The 21810-nt window shown below is 67.2% G+C and carries 19 protein-coding genes; 15 read left to right on the forward strand and 4 right to left on the reverse strand.

What is annotated here, in order from left to right:
* Positions 1-6 precede the first annotated feature (6 nt).
* From AC0Z9V_RS04195 to AC0Z9V_RS04210, 4 genes are read left to right on the forward strand one after another with little or no spacing between them, the layout of a single operon-like run.
* Positions 7-819: a hypothetical protein gene (locus tag AC0Z9V_RS04195; protein ID WP_485140812.1), complete on the forward strand. Its 813-nt coding sequence runs from the start codon at positions 7-9 to the stop codon at positions 817-819.
* 27 nt (positions 820-846) lie between these two features.
* Entirely contained in the window at positions 847-3087 is a 2241-nt protein-coding gene (locus AC0Z9V_RS04200) for a hypothetical protein (protein WP_485140813.1), read from the forward strand.
* 3 nt (positions 3088-3090) lie between these two features.
* Positions 3091-6096: a sialate O-acetylesterase gene (locus AC0Z9V_RS04205; RefSeq protein ID WP_485140814.1), complete on the forward strand. Its 3006-nt coding sequence runs from the start codon at positions 3091-3093 to the stop codon at positions 6094-6096.
* Positions 6097-6098: 2 nt separating this feature from the next.
* Complete coding sequence (locus AC0Z9V_RS04210) at positions 6099-6419, forward strand: hypothetical protein (protein WP_485140815.1); 321 nt, start codon at positions 6099-6101, stop codon at positions 6417-6419.
* Positions 6420-6478: 59 nt separating this feature from the next.
* Here the strand turns inward: AC0Z9V_RS04210 and AC0Z9V_RS04215 are convergent, their stop codons facing one another.
* Positions 6479-7402 carry a hypothetical protein gene (locus AC0Z9V_RS04215; RefSeq protein WP_485140816.1) on the reverse strand — a complete coding sequence of 308 codons (924 nt, stop codon included), beginning with the start codon at positions 7400-7402 and terminating at the stop codon, positions 6479-6481.
* Between the two features lie 121 nt (positions 7403-7523).
* On the opposite strand from AC0Z9V_RS04215, the gene AC0Z9V_RS04220 reads away from it, so the two are divergent.
* The 4 genes from AC0Z9V_RS04220 to AC0Z9V_RS04235 are packed head-to-tail and all read left to right on the forward strand — an operon-like array spanning position 7524 to position 9758.
* Complete coding sequence (locus AC0Z9V_RS04220) at positions 7524-8003, forward strand: hypothetical protein (protein WP_485140817.1); 480 nt, start codon at positions 7524-7526, stop codon at positions 8001-8003.
* Between the two features lie 9 nt (positions 8004-8012).
* Positions 8013-8369 (forward strand): hypothetical protein, encoded by a 357-nt coding sequence (locus tag AC0Z9V_RS04225; RefSeq protein WP_485140818.1) that lies wholly within the window; start codon positions 8013-8015, stop codon positions 8367-8369.
* A 49-nt stretch (positions 8370-8418) separates the two neighbouring features.
* Positions 8419-9453, forward strand: a complete 1035-nt coding sequence (locus AC0Z9V_RS04230) for a hypothetical protein (protein WP_485140819.1) — start codon at positions 8419-8421, stop codon at positions 9451-9453.
* Positions 9453-9758 (forward strand): hypothetical protein, encoded by a 306-nt coding sequence (locus tag AC0Z9V_RS04235; RefSeq protein ID WP_485140820.1) that lies wholly within the window; start codon positions 9453-9455, stop codon positions 9756-9758. The genes AC0Z9V_RS04230 and AC0Z9V_RS04235 overlap by 1 nt, the downstream gene beginning before the upstream one ends.
* A gap of 57 nt (positions 9759-9815) precedes the next feature.
* Here AC0Z9V_RS04235 and AC0Z9V_RS04240 read toward each other — a convergent pair whose 3' ends face one another.
* Complete coding sequence (locus AC0Z9V_RS04240) at positions 9816-10289, reverse strand: hypothetical protein (protein WP_485140821.1); 474 nt, start codon at positions 10287-10289, stop codon at positions 9816-9818.
* Between the two features lie 216 nt (positions 10290-10505).
* Between AC0Z9V_RS04240 and AC0Z9V_RS04245 the strand changes: the two genes are divergently transcribed.
* The 6 genes from AC0Z9V_RS04245 to AC0Z9V_RS04270 all read left to right on the forward strand — a co-directional run bounded on the left by AC0Z9V_RS04245 (position 10506) and on the right by AC0Z9V_RS04270 (position 19139).
* Complete coding sequence (locus AC0Z9V_RS04245) at positions 10506-10706, forward strand: hypothetical protein (protein WP_485140822.1); 201 nt, start codon at positions 10506-10508, stop codon at positions 10704-10706.
* A 408-nt stretch (positions 10707-11114) separates the two neighbouring features.
* Positions 11115-11822, forward strand: coding sequence for a fasciclin domain-containing protein (locus tag AC0Z9V_RS04250; RefSeq protein WP_485140823.1), 708 nt, complete (start codon positions 11115-11117; stop codon positions 11820-11822).
* Between the two features lie 207 nt (positions 11823-12029).
* Positions 12030-13745: an ABC transporter substrate-binding protein gene (locus AC0Z9V_RS04255; protein ID WP_485140824.1), complete on the forward strand. Its 1716-nt coding sequence runs from the start codon at positions 12030-12032 to the stop codon at positions 13743-13745.
* A gap of 108 nt (positions 13746-13853) precedes the next feature.
* The gene (locus AC0Z9V_RS04260; RefSeq protein WP_485140825.1) at positions 13854-15347 is read left to right on the forward strand and encodes a malate:quinone oxidoreductase; all 1494 of its coding nucleotides are present in this window, start codon (positions 13854-13856) and stop codon (positions 15345-15347) included.
* A gap of 51 nt (positions 15348-15398) precedes the next feature.
* Complete coding sequence (locus AC0Z9V_RS04265; protein ID WP_485140826.1) at positions 15399-18548, forward strand: efflux RND transporter permease subunit; 3150 nt, start codon at positions 15399-15401, stop codon at positions 18546-18548.
* A gap of 87 nt (positions 18549-18635) precedes the next feature.
* Positions 18636-19139, forward strand: coding sequence for a MarR family winged helix-turn-helix transcriptional regulator (locus AC0Z9V_RS04270; RefSeq protein ID WP_485140827.1), 504 nt, complete (start codon positions 18636-18638; stop codon positions 19137-19139).
* 27 nt (positions 19140-19166) lie between these two features.
* Here AC0Z9V_RS04270 and AC0Z9V_RS04275 read toward each other — a convergent pair whose 3' ends face one another.
* Positions 19167-19970, reverse strand: coding sequence for a transglutaminase-like domain-containing protein (locus AC0Z9V_RS04275; RefSeq protein WP_485140828.1), 804 nt, complete (start codon positions 19968-19970; stop codon positions 19167-19169).
* 121 nt (positions 19971-20091) lie between these two features.
* Between AC0Z9V_RS04275 and AC0Z9V_RS04280 the strand changes: the two genes are divergently transcribed.
* Positions 20092-21012 (forward strand): oxidoreductase, encoded by a 921-nt coding sequence (locus AC0Z9V_RS04280; RefSeq protein WP_485140829.1) that lies wholly within the window; start codon positions 20092-20094, stop codon positions 21010-21012.
* Positions 21013-21019: 7 nt separating this feature from the next.
* Here the strand turns inward: AC0Z9V_RS04280 and AC0Z9V_RS04285 are convergent, their stop codons facing one another.
* Positions 21020-21793: a hypothetical protein gene (locus AC0Z9V_RS04285; RefSeq protein WP_485140830.1), complete on the reverse strand. Its 774-nt coding sequence runs from the start codon at positions 21791-21793 to the stop codon at positions 21020-21022.
* Between the last annotated feature and the right edge of the window lie 17 nt (positions 21794-21810).

Genomic DNA, 21810 nt, shown 5'->3' on the forward strand with positions numbered 1-21810 from the left:
CCCTTCATGACGGCATATCTAGGTCCGAGGGGCCGGCTTATCCCGTTCGAGTACTACGTCGGCGGGTTGGGCGTCGAAATGGAGAGGGCGGTGTCTAAGCGCACAACTCTCGAAGGCAGGGTCAAGGTACAGCGAGCTCCGCTGTCGCGGCGTTCATGGTCGGTGTCCCTCGACCATCTGAACCCCTCCGAACTGTCGGCGCTGACCTCGCTCGAGCTGGGAGGTACGCCGCCGTTCGTGTGGGTGGAACCTATGGCCAGGGTGACGAACCTCCTCTCCCCGGAGCAGTCGGTACTCGCTCCGGGGAGTTGGGAAGGTGCTGGGGTTGTGGAGGGTGGCTCGGTCCTTGCGTCGGATGGGGTATTTGCCCCGCGGACGCTGATTCACCCTACGGGCGGAACCATGGACTTCGGGTTCAGGGATGGGGTCGCGGACCGACCCCCGGTAGTGCCCGGGATGCCCGTCACCTGGTCTGTTTACCTAAAGGGGACTGGGGTGGTGGGGGTGTCGTTTCGGGACTGGGCTGGCCAGATCATTGCCGACCACACAACCCCGTACAGCACGTCGCTGCTAACCAGATCCTCAATACGCCGCACGGCACCCGAAGGAGCCGTGTCGGTGCGGGTTTGGGCGACCGGAGCGCGGCAAGGGGCGCTGCCGGCGTTCACGTGGACGTCCGACGTCGCGGCATGGGCAACTGGCCGCGGGTGCAATCGAGTCGCCCTCGAAGGGCTCTCCGAGGCGGTCAGCCGAGTGGTGTATGCAGCACCGCACGCGAGCCGATCGGCGCTGTCCTTCACGATTCGAGAGGTTGGCTAGGTGCAGTCAGTAAAGGGTTATCCGTCCATGACCGACGTGATGACGCCATCTGTAGCTGTGACGGTCAACGGCGAGTACTTCGACGTGGCAACAGTGAGCATCAGCCGGGAGCTGCCCTCGTCACTCCCGGAGCAGGTGACTTCCGCAAGTGGTCTCACTGCGGCGACAGGGACTGTGAAGTGGAACGTCGGCAGCATCGTGCAGAGCCGGGCAAATACGCCGTGGGACGCCGGGACGTTCCCTCCGAAACCCGGCGATCGCGTGACCGTCGATCTTGGCTTCGACGGGGTGCTCGTCCGACAGCTCACCGGTGTCATCGATTCGTCCTCAGGGTCGATTGCTGAGGGATCAGTCACCTCGAGCGTGGTGGACATGATCGACAAGCTGTCGCAGCCGGTGTCATTCCCACCGCACATGTCGGTCATGCCACCGTGGGAGGAAAACGGGGAGTTTCTCACTGTCAATAACTCTCCGATCTTCACCACTGACCGGGTGCTGCGTGCGTGCGGGTTCAACGCGACGTCGCCGGTTGACTCCGGCTGCATTCTGTCCGTCCCCCTCATGGGGTCGGCGTGGCCTGAAGTAGGCACGGTTGTCAGCGCCGGGCAGCAGGGCAACCCTTCCTTCCCGCCGTCCTTCAACCAGTCTCAGTGGGGCCTGGCGTGCAACAGCATTGAGGCGTCCTACACTCCGGACCTGTCGAACTGGCCGAACGGGCGTCTGGACAAGAATTTCCAGACCACCCTGGACGTCCGCGATGTGACAGCGTCCGAGGGCGACTGGACAGTCAGGACTTGGTGGGGCCAGTCCCGAGTGTCCCTGGCCGTGACGGCGGACCGCAGGGTCCTGGGCGTCTGCTTCGATGGCACGACCAGCACCATCGTGTGCGCCATGACGGCGGCCAATGCGTGGACCGCTGACCGCTTCACGCTGCGGGTGAACCCGGGCGGGAACTTCACGATTTACGCGAACAACGGCGCGACGGTCACTGGCACCACGACCCTGCCGCCCGAGATGACGACTGTGAACAACCCTCGCATCCAGATCACCTCGCCTCACATTACGGGCGTGCACTGCGGCGGTGTGCAGGTCGGCTTTTCCACTGCACCCACCTACAACCGGCTCCGCACCGCAATTCTGACTCCGTCCGCCTCCAACGCGGGGCTGCCGGCCATGCCAGCAATCAACGGGCGGGTAGCGCTAGAGGTGCTGAGAGAACAGTCCGACGCCGAGTGTGCCCCTATGCAGCTGGATGAGCATGGAGTATTCCGGTGGGTGAACCGCAACATTCTCACCAACGCCGAACCTGTTGCGATCCTGACTGCACTCGATGACGTGCTTGATCTCGGCTGGGACTCCGCATCGAAGGGCGTTCGCACGGGCGTGGACGTGAAGTCCCGTAAGGCGAACATCACTCGGGCGCCGGTCTCCTCCGTGACCTTCTACCAGGGGACGGGAGAGTCGCTGCAGGCCGCACAGTCGACCACGGACATCATCGAGCCCGGCGTGGACGAGTCCTGGTTTGGCATCAACCCACCAACGAATGACTGGACCCACGCTCAGCTGAACCGAGGCGAACTGTCCCTCGTCGGAGGCACTGTGTCGAAGGAGGACGCCACAGATCGGTGGGCATACGACGTCGACAAGATCTCCTACACCTGGGAGGCGATCAACTCAGAAACTGTCGCACTCACCCACACCGCGGTGAACCTTGCTGCAGGCGAGACCCTGATCTTGAAGACCGCCGACAACGATGCGTTCCTCAAGCCGTTTCGTCGGGACCGCCCGCTGCCGATCGTCCGCGGCAAGGCGCGTGTCCGCTGGTCAGACCTTGTCACCCGCGGTGCGCACCTCGGCCCAGCGAATGCTGCACGCCTCGAGCACATGGCCGGCCCTTGGGTTCAGGAACCACAGGCGTTGCGCGACCTGGCCGACTGGATTTCAGCGTGGGTCGCGGCTCCTCGACCTTTCCTCAGGAGCCTGGAGGTCATTCCCGATCCTCGTAGGCAACTGGGAGACATCGTGTGGGTCGAAGGGGGCAAAGCATTCCGGGTCCGGCTGAAAGTACTCATCACCTCGCTTTCGATCTCAGCGTCGCCCGGGTCGATCGACCAGACGATTGGCGGGCGCGTCCTCGAAGCCGTCAACGCCGTGACCAACGAACAGCTTGACCTGCATCACGCACACCGCACCAACACGCAATTCGACCTCCTGTGGGCTGGCGCCAACAATGCCCAGCTCGACGCTGACCCTCTCGGAAGGGGATAACCCATGACCTATGTTGGGCCGGATGGCCGGCAGATCTACAAGCTGGACGGCGAACAGCCTGTCGCACGTGTTACCGATACTGACGGCACCGGTAGCGACTGGGACAAGCTCGCCACGAGCATCGTCGCCGCCGACGGCGAGGTTCTTGGAGAGGTCGAAAAACTCGCGGCCAGCGTCGAGGATCTCGGCCCTGGTTACGCGAAACTTAGCGTCCTTCCTGCCGGCACAGACCTGAACACTTTCAACGTCCCTGGCATCCATCGGATTGCCACCCCGGATGTGCCGTCCATGCAGAACCTCCCTCCCGGCTGGCGTTCTGCCGGCATCATCGAAAACATGGCCACAGGCCAGCCCGGGCAGAACTCGTGGTGGGTTCAGCGAGCCGAAGAGTACGGCGACAGCCCTCGCGCATTCCGTCGTTCGAGCTCGGACACCACAGGCATCATCTCCTCAACATGGGTGCAGACGAGCGAGCAGGCCCGCGAAGTCACCGAATGGCATGCCTTCCTGATCGCAGGGCAGTCCAACAACCAGGGGCCCGCCCCGGTCACTGCGACGCAGGCTGGTCGCTACATGCACTCCCGCATTGCCCAGTTCGGCTACACCCGCCGCATCCTCGAGACCGCCCCCGTCCCGCTGGACATGAATGCCACAGCGTCCGGGCTCTCGCCTGCGACAACATTCGCGCACAACTACCTCCGCAACCAGCCACCCCACGTGGGAGTGCTGCTCATTCCCGCCGCTCGGGGAGGTACAGGGTTCACCAACTCCACCAGCACCTACACGTGGACACCGGGCATCGCCACACAGCCACAGTTCGGGCTGCCCGAGCTGGCTGTTAGGCAGACCAAGGACGCGCTCGCCGCTGCACGAGCCACGGGCGCCATCGTGGAGCTCAAGGCAATCCTTTGGCACCAGGGCGAGAACAACTCGTCGTCCAGCACGGCTTCCTACTCGGCGGCACTGGATAACCTGATCGCGTGGTTCCGCACGCAGCTCTCGGTGCCGCTGGTCCCGTTCGTCGTGGGCCAAATGGTCCCCGAGGGAATCGCGGCCACGGTGGGCCGGGAGAAGATCGACCTGGCGCACCAGCAGACGCCCGGCAGGGTGCTGTACACGGGGTTCGCTCCTGCCGCCGAGGGAGCGCACAACTCGGGCGACACCACCCACATGTCGAAGGCCGGTGTCGAATACTTGGGTCGCACCTACCTCGAGGCCTACCACCGGGCCCTGGCGAATAACGGGGTTGAGGGGAACATCCCGGACGATGTTCCCATCCTGGACGCCTCCGGCAAGCTGCCGCTGGCGTACCTTCCTGCGTTCGTGGCCCTCGGTCCGGACGGCAAGGTGCCTGAACACCAGCTCCCCGTTCCCCGGGCGCAAGGCGTCGCTGTCAAGCCCGAGTCGTCAGTGCCGAGCACCTACCCCATCGGGCTGAGCTACATGTCCGTCACGGCCGCGGATGCATGGCTCAACGGGGCGTCCGGGACGGTGACGACTGTCCGCAACGGGCCGGGGCGCTCGTGGCAGTCCTTGCATGACAAGTCGAACTCGGTGCAGACTCGCGCCGAGACGGACGGGGACGCGTGGACGAACTGGAAAAAGAGTGACGTCTCAGCCGCGACGCAGACCGCTGCTGGGCTTATGTCCTCTGCGGACAAGACCAAGCTCGACGGCGCGACGGCTTCGGCCACGCCTGCCACGGTCGTGCAGCGCAATTCGGGCGGCGACACGGCATTCCGGCGCGTCACCGCAACGGACCAGCCGACCGCGGCCGACCAACTCACCCGACGCGACTACGTGGACAAGAAGGTCGCCGGCCTGTTTGCCAGTATCAATGACTACGCGTCGGCGACAGCAGCGCATGCCGCAAACCCCGCGGTCCTCTATCCGAACGGCGCGCTCGGTGGCGGAGCGAACAACCCCTACAACTCCGATACGGTCAAGAGCGCAATCGGCGCACTCCTGCAGGCCGGCACCCCTGCTGCCCCCACAGCTGATGCGCGGCCCGTGCTGTGGGTTCAGAAGGAGAGTTCCGCAAACTATTCCGGTGGCTGGGACCAGGGCGCAATCCTCGGCTCGATCATCAAGCGCTCCGGCGACGCCTACGCCTCGGGTATCACCGGGTACGTGGCCTCGTATGGGGGCACGGGCGATACCGCCGGCGTGCACGGGCGAGCCCGTATCGCTGCGGACGCTGCCCGCGGGTTCGGTGGCTGGTTCTATGCCCACGTCACGGCTCCTGCGCCTGGACGTGCGGTGGGCGTTGAGGTCAACCTCAGAAATGATGCGGTCGTCGCGGAGTGGGCGCCAACCAGTCAGGAGGGGGCCCTCTCCATCCTCAACCTCGCACTGTCCGACGGCACGTACGGAGCGCACCACGGCATCCGGTTCCCCCAGAGGGACCCCGCCAACATGCAGCGCATGTGGACGGGCCTCCAGTTCGATAGCAACACCATCATGCCGATGGACGCCAACGGGAACGGCGAAGCACTCCGCGTCCGCGGCGCCAGCTACACGGGCGGCCGGTACGGCGGTATCGCTCTCGGCGACACGGGGTCCACGCCCGGAGGTGTCGCGGGCGTCCATCTGTTCAGCTACGGCCTACGCACCTTGCACGCTGACTTCACCAACCAGAAAGCCATCTGGCTGGCACGGAACCAGCGCATCCTGTTTGGTGCCGATGAGGGCAACGCGACCGGCACCTACATCTCCATCACGGATGACGGCGCCGCGACACCCGTTCGGCAGTTCAATATCCAGAACGTCAACCTGGCGATGAATGGCACTCAGGTTCTGCGGGGACGCAAGACCGGTTGGGGCGCCGCGACTGGGACGGCGGACCGTACCGCATTTGCCTCCTACACCGCACCTGCCTACGCCGCAGCACCAACTCAGTCGGACATGCAGAACCTCGCCAACCAGGTGCAGCTGCTGTCCCGTCACCTCATCGCGCTCGTGCAAGACCTTCACGGCTCCACAGCGGGCCACGGACTGATCGGAGCATAACCATGGACTATCCCGAACCTACCGAGCCAACCGAGGCGCAGCACGTGGAAGTGGCGAAGATGTTCCTGGCCCGTACGCAGCTGACCGGGCAGGAAGTTCCGGTGTTCAATCGCCTCGCCGCTTGGCTGGATAGCAAGGCCGCGCCGCCACCTGAGCCGGAGATCCCGGCGTATCAGGATGAGGCGAGCGGGATCACCGTCCACGGACCACATCCGGACGGAACGTACACCGCTACACGCTCAGGTGAATGGATCAGCGGGGTCAACGGCAAGAGCTTTGATCAGGCGCTTATCCAAGCGAAGGCTGAAATCGCGAAGGGCTAGAGCTGCGGCGACAAGCTGGACGAAGTTAGAGGCTGGGCGCTGATCTTAGCGCCTAGCCTCTAACTCGCTCTGCGGTAAAGGACGTCTCCGATGTCGCAAAAGTCCGAGGTTTGGCTGATGTTGTGCCCGTAGAAACCGCTGGGATTCCCCGCATAGGTCTCCCGCATCGAGTCCATGAATTCCGGGAAGATATGTCGGTATCCAGGCATGGTGTCGAGGGCGTTCAGCTTCTTGAAGAAACTGATCTTTTTCTCGGGAGCCGTATTCCAGTGCCGGCCGCGACCAGACTCAGCCTGACCGATGGAAACGCCTGTGCCACGCCGCTGAACTGCGCGGGCCGCAGAAAGCCCTTCATCCACGCTACGCAGGTGCAACAGGCCGAGAGTGGGCTCGTACTGGAACTCGTCGTGAACCCGGTGCAGCCCATTGCTGAACTCGCTCCGCTTCTTCCACACGACGGGCTTTGTGTAGCCGGAAGCGAGGAACCCGAAGGCTCGCTGAGATTCGATGGGCTTGGTCGGTTGGAACGGCGCCTCATGCGAGATGTGCTGGACCACCTCAAACCCGATGGGGGCAACAATCCCTTCGGCTGCCAGCATCAGAGGAAGCACCTCCTCGGCGGTGATGCCCAGCCCGACTAGGAGCTCGTCGCAGTCAGAGGTCACCACGACCTCGTAACACTGGGTGAGCATCTTCGCGAAGCTCGTTAGAGCCATCGCCTTGAACTCGTCGTCGAAAGGGATAGCGGGAATTCTCAGGAAGCTGACCTTGATGTCCCATTCCTCGATGAACTCCTTGAGCTGACCGGCCATGTTCGGAGAGGAAGCATGGTCGAGGATAAAGAACTCGGCGTCGGGACTGATCCGCAGCCCGTTGAGCAGCCAAGCCTGCATCATGACCTCCTCGTCCCTCGCCATCGTCAGGAAGGCGAGGGGCGCCTGCGGGGACGGCTCAGGCCAGAATTCGACACGCATCTCTGCCAAGGGGAACCTTCACTCCTTCTATGGGGGTGGCACGCCTCGACGGGCACCAAGGCCAAGCATACGCACTCAGCACAACCTACTCCCCGGAAAGGGGCACCATGCACCAGCAACGGAGGCTCGCATGTCACGAGCGGATTTGATCAGCGAGCAGTACATGTCCCGGCGGGCGAGGTTTTATCTCCTCGTCGCCGCAGCCCGACACATCGTCATCGGGTTGCTATGCGTCCTCGACCCCGGTTCGTTTACGTCGGGGTCATACCAGGGCATCATCGACGCCGTCGCCGGGATCTCTCTCGGGGCAGGCATCGTTCTCTGGGGCTACCTGTTCCTCATCACCGGCGCCGCTTGCCTGATAGCGGCGATCGTTGGGCGGGAAGCTGCGGCACGGGCAGGCCTGCTCTTCTCTGTCGTCACTACAGCGTGCTGGGCTGGCGGGTTCTTCGCCTCCATCTACGGAGGAACATCTGCCGGCTACACCGGTGCCGTTATCTGGACCGCAGTCTTCCTCAAGGACGCCACCATGCTCCGCCAACCACTCCGCAACCCATTCGAACCACTGATCCAGAAGGTGACGGCCGATCTGACACGGCGCGACAAGTAGGGGACACACATGCAGATCGACATCGCCGCCCTCATCGTGTCCCTCACGGGTCTCGCCGCACTCGTCTGGAGCATCATCCAGGCCACCCGCGGCCGTAAGGACACCATCGCGCAGCAGAAGGCCGCCAACGAACTCGCCACCCGGGAGCAGTCCTGGGAGGAGCTCACTGAGGGCAAGCGCATCGCAGAGGAAGACCTCAAGAGCGAACGAGCCACGACCCGCGAGCAGCGAGACGAGATCTCCGGGCTCTACCGGCAGATCCGCACCCGCGACGAGCTAATCGCCCGACACCGGGTTTGGGACATCGACGCACGGCACCGGTTGAAAGACACCGACATCGGCGACCCGCCGAACCTCTACCCCTAAGCCCCGCCCATCCGGTCGGGGCTCTTCTTATGCCCGGGAAGGGGCACGCATGGCCTACTACCTCGTAGAACGCCCGAACAACATCACCCCGCAGTTCGGGTGGCAGCGCACGAAAGTATCCGGCGTCATCGGCGTCCACACCGCGGAGAACAACACCTGCTTCAACGGTCCCGACGGAGGGGCAGAGCAAGTCGCTGCGTTCATCGGCGGCCGCTCCGACTACGGCTCGTACCACGTCCTCGCGGACGCGGACTCGATCATCGACCTCGTCCATCCGTCCTGGGCGGCATGGGCTGACACCACCAACAACGCCCACGCCATGAGCGTTTCCGGTGCAGTCGCCGCCAACGACTGGCGCTCCATGTCCGAGATAAACCGTGTGGCGGCCACGGTGAACATGGCCGTCGGCGCGGCTCGCATGGTGCAGGAGGCCGTCGCCTACGGACTCCTGGCTACACCGACACCCGCACGCCGCCTCAGTGCGGCCGAGGCGATCAGCGGATCCCGTGCCGGCTTTTACGGCCACGGCGAAACGAACCCCGGCACCCGGTACGACCCGGGCGCCGGCTTCGACTGGGATCTCTTCCTGAGCTCCTACCAGCAGGCCATCGACGGCAACGCGTCGATCGGCTTCCAGAACGACGCCATCAGCATCATCGAACCGGAGGAAGACATGGGACACGTAGAGAGCATCACCGACGAAGCAGCAGCGACCATCGCCCGCGTCCTGCTGGACACCACCGTCGAACGCAATGGAGGCGGCACGAACAAGCTCCGATGGTCGCTCGCGGCCGAGCAGGAGCGCACTGAGGCCACCATCAGCAAGACCGCGGAGACCACCGCACGCCTCATCCTCAACGCCACGATCAAGCGCGGGGGCCCGTCCGTCGGCGGGGACACCACCCCCGCGTCGGTCTTCGCGCACTTCGACCAGTTCCGCGCCGACATCCTCAACGCCGTCGGCGCTGTACCGGCCAAGGTCGAAGGCCTTGACCCGGCCCGCGTCAACGACGCCATCAGCGCAGGCCTCGACCGGGCCCTCGCCGGGACGAAGGCGACCATCACTCTCGGGAAGGAGTCCTGATGGCAACGACACAGGTAGCCCACCCCTGGCGGGCTACCGCCCGCACCGCGTTCGCCGCCGCTGTTGGCCTCTTCCCTTTGCTCAATGGCATCCTCGCCACGAGCATGGGCTGGCTGACCGAGAACACGGCGATCATCCCCGAGTGGCTGTACGTGGTCCTGAACGGGATCCTCGTCGCAGCGATCGCGCTCACGGCCCTCGTCACTCGGATCCTCGCCGTGCCTGGCGTCGTCGAATGGACGCGCAAGCACCTAGCGTTCCTCTCCCCCGATGGTGATGAGCCTGGACGCCACGAAGCCGTCTGACAACAAAGCGCCCCATCCTCCTCGTGAGGGTGGGGCGCTTTCGTCGTCGAATGAAGGCTATTTGGCGGCGGAAACGGTGATCGACTTCAAGGTCAGAGCGTCCCCCGTCGTCACGTTTCCGGCCGTGTCTTCCAGCCCTGCAACGCGCACGGTCCAGGTGCCGGCGGTGCTTCCCTGCGGGAGCTCGACGGTGGCCTTCCACGCGGCGTCCTGAGCGACCCCTGCAAGACGGGCGAAGTCGCCGGTTACCGACTGATTTGTCTCATCGTTGACGATTTCCGCTCTGCCCGCGGACGTCACACCTGTAGTGTCGGTGACTTGCACCCGAACTTCGACCGACGCATCGCCCGCAGCCATGTCGACCGTCGTAGGCGTGACGAAGCTTGCAGTGATTTCGGGGGCATCAGTGTCGGTTACCGCCGCGGCAGTCGGAGACGACGTGGCAGCGGCACTAGGATCCGCCGCACTCTGAGGAGTGGTCGAAGCCGACTCGCTGGTGCCCGCGCAGGCGGTCAACATCAGTACGACCATGGTCGATAGGGCTACTGCTCGCTTCAACGATTCCTCCATGTAGTGATGATCTAGCCCGTTCGATCCTAGCCATGAGTGTCGCCGCCGCCACTTAGGCTCGGCGGAATGAACGCAAGAGCACCTCGCCCGGGCTGGCATGGCATCCCGCCCTCGAGGGACAGGTACGTCGCCCCGATTTCCCTCCCAGCGCCCACGACTGGCGTCACAGAAACAACGGTGAAGGCGCCACCAATTTGGTGCGACCTGGTCTACGCCGACGGGCACTCGCAGACGGTGAAGGGCTTCGCGATGGCGTGGACGAACAGCATGGTCCGCGTGCAGTGGGTGGAGTACAGCATGGCTCGAGAGGTCTGGGTGGACGCAGGAGTTGTCCGCCGCCGGCAAATCGAGGAGCGACGACCCCACCGCGACGGCTGAGCTCTCGGCTGCAGGCGTCTCGCGCGGGGACGAAGGCCCCTCTCAGCGCCTGTTGATCCCATCAACAGAACCCGGATTTGGCATGTGACCGGGACTGTCCGGCTTCGCGTAATCATGCGTCGCGATACGTCGGCGTCACGCTCGGAAAAGCCTCAGCCAAGTTTTCAAGTCCCCTCTTGCGCACAGAGCAGCACCGGTCTCCGGACCGACCTCCAGGCCCCGCCGGGCCGCACGCCCGGCGGGGCCCTTCCATGTCCGGCGACGACCGTGTGCGTACCTTTCCTGCAGATGCCACCCATCCACTCCTACGCGTCGCCCGAAGTACCTCCGAGACATCGACACGATGTGTTTCAGCAAACAGTTCCAGACCACGGGCACCCGCCGGGTCTCATCAACGGAGGACATCTCATGGAAATCACCAAGCGCAGGAACCTCTCGATCCTCGGGATCGCAGCAGTCTCGATGTTCGGTCTCGCGGCCTGTGGCGGTGGCGACGAATCCGCCGCCGAGGCCACTCCCAGCAGTGAGGCCAGCGAGACCAGCATGGCCGCCGAGTCCGCTTCCCCCGAAGCCAGCATGGCCCCCTCCGCCTCGGCCGACGCCATGATGGACCCCGCCGCGAACCTCGTCGGCCCCGGCTGCGCCGGCTACGCCGAGACCGTCCCCGACGGCGCAGGATCCGTCGCCGGCATGGCCCTGGACCCCGTCGCCACCGCCGCCTCCAACAACCCCATCCTCACCCAGCTCACCGCCGCCGTCTCCGGCGGCATCAACCCCGACGTCGACCTCGTCGACACCCTCAACGGCGGCGAATTCACCGTCTTCGCACCCGTCGACGAAGCCTTCGGCGCCCTGCCCCCCGAGACCGTCGAAGGACTCAAGACCGACACCGAGGGCCTGAGCAGCATCCTCACCTACCACGTCGTCCCCGGCAAGATCCAGCCCGCCGACCTCGAAGGCACCACCCAGACCACCGTCCAGGGCGCCGACCTCGAAGTCACCGGCTCCGGCCAGGAACTCAAGGTCAACGACGCCAACGTCGTCTGCGGCGGCGTCCAGACCGCCAACGCCGTCGTCTACCTCATCGACGCCGTCCTCACGCCCCCCGCCGGCTAAGGACCACGCAGACCTCCCTGGTGTCGTCCTCTAACGTGATCCAGGGACTACGGACGGACCCCTCACCCTCGTGGTGGGGGGTCCGTCCTGCATTCCCCCGCGGCCGCTCCTGGGTAAAACGGACAGGACGATCACCTACACTTGGGCTTCCAGACACCCCGCTCCTGAAGGACCGGGAGACCCCTGCCTGTTCGGAGATCGAAGCCTGTGAAGACCCCTGCCCCGCGCCGCACCCGCCACCGACGGGTCGGCGGTGGCGCGCTGGCAGCGTCCGTGGCGGCGGCTCTGCTCCTCACCTCCTGCACCGCGGGCGAGGTCGCTCCCCCGCAACCGTCCGCGACGACGGCGACACAGGCAGCGGAGGCCTCGACCTTCACCTTCGGGACCTCTGCGGACCCGAGGACGCTCGACCCCGCACTCGCCAACGACACCGAGTCCTATCGCGTGACGCAGCAGGTCCTGCAGGGACTCGTCGGCGTCGACCCCCTCACCTCCGGGCCGGCACCGCTGCTGGCCGAGGAGTGGGAGGAGAAGGACAGCGGGCGGGCCTACGAGTTCACCCTTCGGAACGACGTCGTCTTCCATGACGGCGAGCCCTTCGACGCGACGGCCGTCTGCGCCAATTTCGACCGCTGGTACAACCTGCCGGCGAGCGCCCGCTCCGGCACCTCCCGCCTGCCGTTCGAGAACGTGTTCAAGGCCTTCTCCGACCAGCCCGACGTCAGCCTGTACAGGGGCTGCACGGCGACGTCGGACGACACGGTCGAACTCCGCCTCGCGAGCCGGATCACCGGGCTCGTCCCCGCGCTCGCCGCCCCGGCCTTCGCCATGTCCTCCCCCGCCGCCCTCGAGGCAGGTGCGGCCGACGAGCCGACCGGGTCGGAGGGCGGGACGGCCGTGTCCCGCTACGGCCGGGCGCCCGTCGGGACCGGCCCGTTCCGCTTCGTCTCCTGGGAACCGGGCGCCGTCGAGCTCGCCTTCTTCGACGGGTACTGGGGTGAGCGCGGCGACGTGGACCGTGTGCTGTTCACCACCATCGCCAACCCCGACTCGCGTGCCCGCGCCCTGACCTCGGGACGCATCGACGGGTACGACTTCGTCTCCGTCGACAGCGCCGTGGACCTCGCCCGCAACGGCCTGCAGTTCCTCCAGCGCGACCCGTACTCCGTGCTGTACCTCGGGTTGAACGAGGCGTTCCCGGGCGTCGACGACGTCCTGTTCCGACAGGCCGTCGCGCACGCCGTCGACAAGGACTCGCTGATCGACGGACGGTTCCTCGAGGGGACGAAGCCGGCGCGGCACTTCATCCCCGAGAAGCTGGGGGTGGGTACCGACGCGGTCGAGGACTACGGCTACGACGTCGATCGCGCCCGGGAGCTGCTGGAGCGGTCCGGCTACGACGGGCGTGAGTTGCCGTTCTACTACCCGCGCAACGTCTCGCGGGCCTACCTGCCGTCGCCCGAGAAGGCCTACGCGGAGCTCAGCCGCCAGCTGACCGCGGCCGGGTTCAACATCAGGCCCGTGCCGGTCGAGTGGAGCGAGGGCTATGTGGACGCCGTCCAGGCATCCGGTGACCGTGCCTTCCACCTCCTCGGCTGGAGCGGGAGCTACCAGGACCCGGACAACTTCGTCGGCGCACTCTTCGGGAGCTACAGCGACGAGTTCGCCTACGAGGATCCGCAGCTGTTCAGCAAGATCAACCGTGCGCGCGGTCTGCCCGACGGCGAGGACCGGACGGAGGCCTACGCGGACATCAGTGCGCAGGTCTCGGCGCGGCTCCCGGCCGTCCCGCTCGCCTTCCCGATCTCCGCCCTCGCGATGAGCGCCCGCGTCACGACCTACCCCGTCAGCCCCGTGATGAACGAGGTCTTCAACCGGATCGATCTGGCGGACGTCGAGCCCCGGCCCGCTCCCTCTGGATGACACACCGGCCGCGCCTCCGGAACGCCTCCGGGCGGCTTCCCTGATTTAGATAAGGTCACTGCCAGACGCTAGGCTTTCCCTGCTAGGACCTCGCGACTGGAGACAACGTTGACCACACACAACCAGGGCACACCCGCCACGACAACCGACGTCGTACTGATCGGCGGCGGGATCATGAGCGCGACCCTCGGCGCCTTCCTGCGCCAGCTCCAGCCCGAGTGGGACATCTCCCTGTTCGAGCGCCTCGACGCTGCCGGCCTCGAGAGCTCCGATCCCTGGAACAACGCGGGAACCGGACACTCGGCGCTGTGCGAACTGAACTACTCGCCCGCCGGCAAGGACGGTTCCGTGGACCCGGCGAAGGCCGTGGCGATCAACGAGCAGTTCCAGGTCTCGCGCCAGTTCTGGTCGCACATGGTGTCCGAGGGGCACCTGGGCGATCCGAGGAACTTCATCAACGCCGTCCCCCACATGAGTTTCGTCTGGGGCCAGGCCAACGCGGCCTACCTGCGGAAGCGCTACGACGCGCTGAGCCCGCAGCCGCTGTTCAGCACCATGGAGCACAGCGAGGACCACGACACCATCGCCGGGTGGACGCCGCTCCTGATGAAGGGCCGCAATCCCTCGCAGCCCGTCGCCGCGTCGCGTGTCGAGGGCGGGACCGACGTCGATTTCGGCGGCCTGACCCGCCAGCTCACCGGCTACCTCGAGGGCGCCGGCGTCGACCTGCACTACGGCTTCGACGTGCTCGACGTCGCACGGGCGACCGACGGCCGGTGGGACGTCAAGGTCCGGAACAGGGCCACGCGCGAGACGAGCACCGTCACCACCAGGTTCGTCTTCATCGGCGCCGGCGGCGGTGCCCTGCACCTCCTGCAGCGCAGCGGCATCCCGGAGGGCAAGGGATTCGCCGGCTTCCCAGTATCGGGCCAGTTCCTGCGCTGCACGGACCAGGAGCTCGTCGCACAGCACAACGCCAAGGTGTACGGGCAGGCGTCGGTGGGTGCTCCCCCGATGTCCGTCCCCCACTTGGACACACGCTTCGTCAAGGGCGAGCGGTCGCTGCTCTTCGGCCCCTACGCCGGTTTCTCCACGAAGTTCCTGAAGCGCGGCTCCTACCTGGACCTCCCCACCTCCATCCGGACCTCCAACCTGGTGCCGATGCTCGCCGTGGCCAAGGACAACATGTCGCTCACCAAGTACCTCGTCACCGAGGTCCTGAAGAACCGCGACGCCAAGAACGAGTCGCTCAACGAGTTCCTCCCGACGGCCGAGGGCGGCAGCTGGGAACTGATCTCCGCGGGCCAGCGGGTGCAGGTCATCAAGAAGGCCCCGAAGAAGGGTGGCGTCCTCCAGTTCGGCACCGAGGTCATCACGTCGTCGGACGGTTCCGTGGGAGCACTGCTCGGCGCCTCGCCGGGCGCCTCGACCGCGGCCCCGATCATGGTCGAACTGCTGAAGCGGTGCTTCCCCACCAGGATGGCGGACTGGGAGCCCAAGCTGAAGGAGATGCTGCCCGGGTACGGGGTGCGGCTCAACGAGAACCCGTCCCTCGCCGCCGAGGTGCAGTCGCTCACCGATCAGGTCCTCAAACTCAAGTAGCCACGGCGCCGCCGGCCAGCCAGGCGACCGTCAGCATCGAAGGCAGGTCTCTTGTTCCGTCTGGCACAGCTGTCCCTGGGCAACCGGGCGCTCATCGCGCTCATCACCATCCTCGCTTCGGTCTTCGGCGTCATCACGCTCGGGTCGCTCAAGCAGGAGCTCATCCCGTCGCTCGAGTTCCCGCAGATCACGGTGCTGTCCTCGGCACCGGGCGCCTCGGCCGAGTACCTCGACCAGCAGGTCGGTGAGCCGCTCGAATCCGCACTCAGCGGGGTCGAGGGCCTGGAGTCGTCCTCGTCCACGTCGCGCACGGGTGTCTCGACCGTCAGCCTCGTCTTCGTGTACGGGACGGACCTGGACCGCGCGAGGGCGCAGGTGGACCGGGCGATCTCCACGGTGCGCCCCACCCTCCCCGAGGACGTCGAGCCGCAGGCGCTCGCCGGCAGTATCAGCGACCTGCCCATCGTCTTCATGGCGGTGTCCTCGGACCAGTCGCTCAGCGAACTCAACGGCGACCTCGCCCGCCTCACCGTCCCGAGACTCCAGAAGATCGAGGGCGTGCGGACCGCGGACGTCTCCGGCGGGACCACCCAGCATGTCGCGATCCTGCCGCGGGCCGGCGCCCTCGAAGCCGCAGGGCTGGCCGTCGCCGACCTCACCAGCACGCTGGAGGACAACGGCGCGCTGTTCCCGGTCGGGACCCTCGAGGAGGACCCGCGGTCGCTCACCATCCAGGCCGGCAGCCGGATCGGGTCGCTGGAGGACATCCGCGCCCTGCCGGTGCTGCCCTCGTCCGGCAGTGCACCGTCAGGTCGGGCGACCACGATCGGCGACGTCGCGGACGTCGATCTCGCCGATGACGAGCCGACGTCGATCACGCGGACCAACTCGGTGGAGACGCTCGCGCTCGCGGTGACCAAGGTGCCCGACGGCGACACCGTCGAGATCTCCCAGCAGATCGTGGCCCTGGTGCCCGAGCTCGAGGCCGAGCTCGGCAACGCCGCCGACATCACGGTCGTGTTCGACCAGGCGCCCTTCATCGAGCGCAGTATCGACGATCTGACCACGGAGGGCATCCTGGGACTCGGCTTCGCCGTGGTGATCATCCTCGTCTTCCTGCTGTCGGTCCGGTCGACGCTGGTGACGGCCATCTCGATCCCCCTCTCGTTGCTCATCACCTTCATCGGGCTCTACGCCGCGGGCTATTCCCTCAACCTGCTGACGCTCGGCGCCCTGACGATCGCCATCGGCCGCGTGGTGGACGACTCCATCGTCGTGATCGAGAACATCAAGCGGCATCTCGGCTACGGCGAGGAGAAACGGGTCGCGATCCTCACCGCGGTCCGTGAGGTGGCCGGTGCCATCACCGCCTCGACCCTCACCACGGTCGCCGTCTTCGCCCCGATCGGGTTCGTGGGCGGCCTCGCGGGCGAACTCTTCCGGCCCTTCGCCGTCACGACCGGCATCGCCCTCCTGGCATCCCTGGCCGTCGCGCTGACCATCATCCCGGTGCTCGCCTACTGGTTCCTGCCCCGCACGGCGTCGCGCGGCCGGCACGGGGCCCGCCACGATGCCACCGACTCCGCCGACGCCACCGGCGACCCGGCCGCGTCGCATGCCCCCGACCGCCCGTCGTTCCTCCAGCGCGGCTACCTCCCGATCCTCTCCGGCACCCAGCGCCATCCCGTCATCACCCTCGTGAGCGGTGTGGTCGTGCTCGGCGCGACGGCCGCCATGGTGCCGTTCCTCCCGACCAACCTCCTCGGTGGGTCGGGCCAGAACAGCTTCTCGATCACCCAGACCCTTCCCCCGGGGTCGAGCCTCGCGACGACCACGGAGGCGGCCGGCCGCACCGAGGAGATCCTGGCGGACACGCCGGAGGTCCAGGACGTCCAGCTGACCGTGGGCAACGCGCAGGGCGGGTTCGCGGCCCGGTTCTCGGGTGGCGCCTCCGTGGCGTCGTTCACGGTGATCACCGACGAGGAGGCCGATCAGGAGGACCTGCAGGAGTCGGTGCGCCGGGAGCTCGAGGCGCTCGAGGGTGCCGGGACGTTCTCGCTCTCGAGCCAGCAGGGCGGTTTCGGTACCTCGAGCACCATCGACATCGACATCACGGCCCCGGCGAGTGCCGATCTCGAGTCCGCCAACAGCGCCGTCCTCGATGGCATGCAGGGACTCGAGGGCGCAGGTGAGGTCTCGAGCAACCTGTCGGCCGCGCAGCCGCAGGTGCAGATCGACGTCGACCGGGCGGCTGCCGTGGCGGCGGGACTGAGCGAGGGCCAGATCGCCGGACTCCTCGGTGGCAGCATCAGCCCCGTGCCCGCCGGGTCGGTGCGTTTCGACGCCGACGACTTCCCGGTCCTGATCGGCGAGGGGACGCCCGTCACGAGCCTCGGCCAGTTGCGTGACCTGCAGATACCGACCGCCCGGGGGCCGATCCCGCTGACGGCGGTCGCGTCGGTCGAGGAGGTCCAGGTACCGCTCTCCGTCACGAGTTCCAACGGGGAGCGCACGGCGAGGGTCTCCGTGACGCCGTCCGGCGACGACCTCGGAACCCTCACGGCAGAGGTCACCGAGCGTCTCGACGCCATCGACCTCCCTGCCGGCGCCACCGCCACCATCGGCGGCGCCTCGAGCCAGCAGGCAGAATCCTTCGACCAGCTGTTCCTGGCGCTGTGGGCCGCCGTGGCGATCGTGTACGTCATTATGGTCGCAACCTTCAAGAGCCTCGTGCAGCCCCTGATCCTCCTCGTGTCCATCCCCTTCGCCGCCACGGGCGCGATCGCCCTGCTCCTGATCACGCGGATCCCGCTCGGACTGCCGTCCCTCATCGGCATGCTGATGCTCGTCGGCATCGTCGTCACGAACGCCATCGTGCTGATCGACCTCATCAACCAGTACCGGCGGCCGCAGGACGGGTCCCGCGGCCTGCTGGTCGCGGATGCCATCCGGGAAGGCGCTCGGCAGCGCCTCCGGCCGATCCTCATGACCGCTCTCGCCACGATCTTCGCACTGACGCCGATGGCGCTCGGGCTCACGGGCGAGGGCGGCTTCATCTCGCAGCCCCTGGCCGTCGTCGTGATCGGCGGGCTCGTCTCGTCGACGGCCCTCACGCTCGTCCTGGTACCGGTCCTGTACCGGCTGGTCGAGGGGCGCCGCGAGGGACGGGCCCTGCGCCGGGCGGCGACGACCGCGGGCTGATGCACCTGCCGCGCAACTGCCGCCGAGCGTATACTAGATGCAAAGACATCTAGTTGCCGGTTCGCCGGCAGGAGGCGGGAAGCAGTCATGGCTGACCAGGTGGACGCTGCGGCGGAGCAGCGGGAGGCGGTGGCGACCGGCGACGACGGAAGCGGCGCCTCCGTGCGGCAGGCCTCCGAGAGCTGGGAATCGCTCTTCCGTGCCCAGGTCGGCGTCATGCGCCGTCTCCGGCAGGATCCGGTGTTCCGGGAACTGCCGATCGGCGAGTACGACGTCCTGTTCAACCTCAGCCGCTGCCCGACCGGATGGACGCGCCTGAACGAGCTGAACCACCACCTGCTCATCAGCCAGCCCAGCCTCAGCCGCATGGTGGACCGCCTCGAGGCCAAGGGGCTCGTGCGGCGCCGGCCCGCCGAGACCGACCAGCGCGGCGTCGAGCTCGCTCTGACGGACGAGGGCCGAGCCCTCCAGCGGCGCATCGGCTCCGCCCACGTCCACCGCATCCAGGAGGTGTTCGCGCCCGTCCTCGATCCCGCCGAGATGGCGCAGCTGAAGGCGCTGACCGACAAGATCAACGCCGCGCTGGCCTGATCCCGACGGCCCTCCCCCGGAGCGTGGTCAGCGGAGGTAGTGCCTCTCGCCCGTCCGTTCCAGCGGGAGGTCGTCGACCGTCGCGGTCACCGTCAGGCGGGTCAGCTGCAGCGAGCCGCCGACCGTGGAGAGGAACGCGGTGTCGGTCGCGTCCCTGCCCGTCGCGATGCGGAGCATCGAGGCACGAGGGGCCAGGCCGGTCGCATCGAGGAGGTGCCAGCCGCCGTCGGTCCAGGCCTCGACGACGGCGTGGAAATCCATGGGGCTGAGCCCGGGCGCGTAGACGGACGCCAGCCGCGCCGGGATGTCGCGGGACCTCAGGAGGGCGATCACCAGGTGGGCGTAGTCCCGGCACACCCCCCTCCGGGACAGGAGGGTGTCCACGGCGCCGTCGGTGAAACGGGACGACCCGGGGACGTAGGACAGTTCACCCGACACCCAGTCACGGATACCCTGGACGAGCTCGGCGCCCTGCAGGCGGGGGAAGAGGGCGTACGCCGTCGGGAGGATCCTGTCCGATTCGCAGTACCGGCTGGGTCGCACGTACCGCACCAGGTCGACGTCGTCCCCGGGGGACCGCTCCGAGGTCCCCGTCACGGTGGCCCGGTACTCCACTTCGAGTGATGACGCGTGCGGCGTCGTGAGCAGGTGCAGTCGCGTGCCGTCCCCGGCCTGCCGTTCGCGGACCTCCGCCGGCTGCCCGTCGACCAGGACGGACAGGCGCTCGTCGATCTCGCGGTAGTCCCCGGGGTGTGCGACGGCGATCGACAGGACCACCTCGGTGCCGGCGATCGTCGTGGCACCGAGGTCGGCGGAGACAGTGCGTCGCATGGTTCGTTGCTCCCGGTAGGCGGCGTGATCGCCTCCAACTCTAAGCTGTTGGAGGCGGCGACCCTCGACGCCGGCCGGCATCATCCGGCCGGGCAGGACGCACCAGCACGGAAGGCTCCCCATGAGCAGTTTCACCGCGGACGCGATCGGCGATCTGACGGACAGGCGTGTCATCATCACCGGCGCCAACAGCGGGCTGGGACTGCAGACCGCCGTCGCCCTGGCCCGCAGGGGCGCCGACGTGGTCCTCGCCTGCCGCAACGAACAGCGCGGGCGGGACGCCGAGCAGAAGGTCCGGGCCCTGTCCGGCAGCGAGCGCGTCGGGATGCGCCTCCTCGACCTCGCGAGCCTCGCCTCCGTGCGGGCCTTCGCGGCCGACGTCACGGGTCCCGTCCACATCCTCGTCAACAACGCGGGGGTCATGGCCACGCCGAAGTCCACGACGGCTGACGGCTTCGAACTGCAGTTAGGCACCAACCACCTGGGTCACTTCGCTCTCACCGGCCTCCTGCTGCCGAATCTCCGTGAGGCGGATTCGGCACGCGTGGTCACGCTGTCGAGCCTCGCCCACAAGCGGGGACGCATCGACTTCGACGACCTGCAGTCCGAGCGCAGGTACCGCAGGTGGCGCGCCTACGGTCAGAGCAAGATCGCGAACCTGTACTTCATGGTCGAGCTCGATCGGCGTGCGCGCGCCGCCGGCTGGGACCTGACCTCCGTGGCCGCCCACCCGGGCCTCGCCGACACCAACCTGACGGCAGGCATGCAGGCGCCCGCCGTGCTCGACGTCCTCGCGGGCTTCTCCAGACTGATGAGCCAGTCCGACGCCGCGGGAGCCCTGCCGACCCTGTACGCGGCAACCGCCGACGATGTCCGCGGCGGCGACTACTACGGGCCCTCCGGCCCGGGCGAGACGCGCGGCGCTCCCCGCCTCGTCGCCCCCGTGGCACGGGTGCTGGACCACGACATCGCCGTGCGGCTCTGGAATCGCAGCGTCGAGCTGACCGGGGTGGACTTCGCGGCCCTGCAGCCCGCCGCCTGACCCTCAGCTAGGCCGCGGGCTCGGCGGCGACCTGCACGGACCGGATCATCTCGCGGATGATCGCGAAGTCCGGCGTGGCGTAGTAGGCCTCGGCCTCCCCGAGGGTGCCGAAGGACACCGTCTGCGGACCGGTGTTCGCCGGTGCCTTCGGCGCCAGCGCCTCGAGGTCGCCGAAGCTGAACCGGCCGAGTGCCTCGCTCCCCTGCACGGTGTTCGGCAGGGAGCAGGCAAGGCCGTCCGCGCCGCCCATCTGGTCCGTGATGCCGTAGGCGCCGAAGAAGCGGAAGCCGGTGATCAGGCGGACCACGAAGCGTGGCTCGATGCCGGTGTCCGCCGGCGGTCCCCCGGTCAGCGCGAGCGGCTCGCTGCCGATCACGTAGTAGGAGGCACGTTCGGCATCGGGACAGGGCGGTTCCGGCGTCAGGATGCCGGAGTGCAGTTCGGCCGCCGTCGTTCCCTCCGGTGTACGGACGGCATAGTGCAGCGAGTCCGGGGCGTAGGCGCCCGGTGCGGGTTCCAGCGGCTGCACCACCCAGGCCTCCGGCAGTTCGAAGCTCACGAGCCGGCCGGGGTCGGTGAAGATCTTCCAGCCCTCGCGCGCCTCGCGCAGGGGCACCGGCGGCACCGTCGGGGTGGCCGAGGGGGCGTCCGACGACGGCGCAGCGCTTCCACCCTCCGGGCTCCCGGTGCACGCTGTGAGCAGCAGCGCTGCGAGCGCCCCGCCGGCGACGGCCCGGAGCACGCGCCGCACCGACAGCCGTGCCGCACTACCGTTGTCCATGGCGTCCCTCCCAGGCG

Source organism: Arthrobacter sp. UYP4 (assembly GCF_057291175.1).